General features: G+C 74.8%; 1 protein-coding gene and 1 riboswitch. The gene reads left to right on the plus strand.

All coding sequences use genetic code 11. From position 1 onward, the window contains the following. Positions 1 to 157: 157 nt before the first annotated feature. Positions 158 to 387, minus strand: a riboswitch (cobalamin riboswitch). Between the two features lie 158 nt (positions 388 to 545). Next, the coding region (locus HMPREF0731_RS20840) for an LLM class flavin-dependent oxidoreductase (protein ID WP_007006214.1) at positions 546 to 1,246 on the plus strand (701 nt) is incomplete at its 3' end.

The raw sequence follows: 1,246 nt of genomic DNA on the forward strand, positions 1-1,246 counted from the left end.
ACCGGCCCCGTGCGGGGCTGGCGGTCGCGGCGGCGGCTGGGTCGGAACGGCGCGGGGCTAGGCGGTGCGGCGTGTCGTGGCCAGGGGGGGCGCCGGGGGCCAGAGGGGGCGGTGGGTCGTCATGCGGCGGAACTCCTTCGGGGCCATCCCGCCCCGTTGCGTTGCGGACGCACCGGCAGGTCTCCTGGCTCGCGGGTCACCGCCTCCGCCCCGCCTTCCCGGATCTCGCGATCCAGTGGCCGCCCTTTGCCGAGGGCCCGGGGTTTCGGCTCGCCGCTGACAGTTGCGGGGGCAGCCGCCGACTTGCCGGGCCATCGAGCGATGGCCGTGGCGCACGGCGTTCCCTTTCTCACCCGCTCGCGCGGGACCGATGCGGGGCCACATTGCCGCTGCCTCCTGCCGCCGGCAAGCCCGGCGCTGCTGCTGCGGCCGGGCTTGTCCCGGCCATGCGCCTGGTTTATGTGATGTTATACTGTTACGTCAATCGCCGGCTTGCCGCTTTTCCCCGCCGCGGCTCTGATCGCCGCCTGGGTGAAGGAAACGCGATGCGCATCGACCTGGCCGGCTGGAGCCGCGAGGCGACCCTCGGGCCGCATGAGGAGTTCTGCCGCCTCTTCGAGACGGCGGACCGGCTGGGCTATGCCGGCGTCTGGTTCAACGAGTTCCATTTCGCGCCCTGGCCCTATCCCTCGGTCCTGCTGCTGGCGGCGGCGCTGTTCGCGCGCACCGGGCGGCTGCGCATCGGCACCTCGATCCTGCCGCTGCCGCTCTACCACCCGCTGCTGCTGGCCGAGCAGCTGGCGCAGCTCGACCGGCAGAGCGGCGGGCGGCTCGACCTTGGCATCGGCCGCGGCACCGAGCCGGCGAGCCTGCGCGCCCTGGGCATCGACCCCGCCGGGAGCCAGGCGCGGCTGGAGGAGGGCTACGCCATCCTGCGCGGCTTCTGGACGCAGCCGCGCCTGTCCTGGGACAGCGATCTCTGGCGGTTCGAGGGCGTGGCCTGCCAGCCGGCCCCGGTGCAGCGGCCGCACCCGCCGGTCTATGTCGCCGGCTCCTCCGAGGCGACGCTGCGCTTCGCCGCGCGCGAGGGGCTGCCGCTGCTGCTCAGCCTGGAGCCGCCCGAGGCGCGGCAGCTCGCCACCTATGCGGCGGCGCGGGCGGCGACGGGGGCGGCCTGCCGGCTGCGGCACTCCTCGCTGTCGCGCTATGTCGTCATCGGCCCCGACGCGGCGGCGGTGGAGCGGCA

Source organism: Pseudoroseomonas cervicalis ATCC 49957, assembly GCF_000164635.1.
Lineage (GTDB): Bacteria > Pseudomonadota > Alphaproteobacteria > Acetobacterales > Acetobacteraceae > Pseudoroseomonas > Pseudoroseomonas cervicalis.